A 1,014-nucleotide genomic window follows, 5' to 3' on the forward strand; every position below is an offset into this window, starting at 1 on the left:
TTCGGGGTCGCGTTAGGTCCCGACTAACCCTCAGCTGATTAGCATAGCTGAGGAAACCTTAGTCTTTCGGTGTGCGGGTTTCTCGCCCGCATTATCGTTACTTATGCCTACATTTTCTTTTGTAACCAATCCAGCAAGCCTCACGACTCACCTTCAGCTTTGTTACAATGCTCCCCTACCACTTACAATTCTAAACTGTAAATCCATAGCTTCGGTAGTATATTTATGCCCGATTATTATCCATGCCGAACCGCTCGACTAGTGAGCTGTTACGCACTCTTTAAATGAATGGCTGCTTCCAAGCCAACATCCTAGCTGTCTGGGCAGTTCAACCGCGTTATTTCAACTTAATATACATTTGGGGACCTTAGCTGATGGTCTGGGTTCTTTCCCTCTCGGACATGGACCTTAGCACCCATGCCCTCACTGCTGATCAACATTTTATAGCATTCGGAGTTTGTCAGGAATTGGTAGGCGGTGAAGCCCCCGCATCCAATCAGTAGCTCTACCTCTATAAAACTTTAAATCAACGCTGCACCTAAATGCATTTCGGGGAGTACGAGCTATTTCCGAGTTTGATTGGCCTTTCACCCCTACCCTCAGGTCATCCCAAGACTTTTCAACGTCAACGGGTTCGGTCCTCCACTATGTGTTACCACAGCTTCAACCTGCCCAAGGGTAGATCACACGGTTTCGCGTCTACCACTACCAACTATGTGCGCCCTATTAAGACTCGCTTTCGCTACGGCTCCACATCTTAAATGCTTAACCTTGCTGGCAACGGTAACTCGTAGGCTCATTATGCAAAAGGCACGCCGTCACCCCTAAAGGCTCCGACCGCTTGTAAGCGTATGGTTTCAGGATCTATTTCACTCCGTTATTCACGGTTCTTTTCACCTTTCCCTCACGGTACTGGTTCACTATCGGTCTCTCAGGAGTATTTAGCCTTAGCGGATGGTCCCGCCAAATTCATACAGGGTTTCACGTGCCCCGCACTACTCAGGATACTGCTAT

General features: G+C 48.1%; 1 rRNA gene. It reads right to left on the reverse strand.

Going from position 1 to position 1,014, the window contains the following annotated elements:
* Positions 1–1,014: ribosomal RNA gene (locus H033_RS21500) — 23S ribosomal RNA — on the reverse strand; the annotation flags it as partial.

Source organism: Gillisia sp. JM1, assembly GCF_000424645.1.
Lineage (GTDB): Bacteria > Bacteroidota > Bacteroidia > Flavobacteriales > Flavobacteriaceae > Gillisia.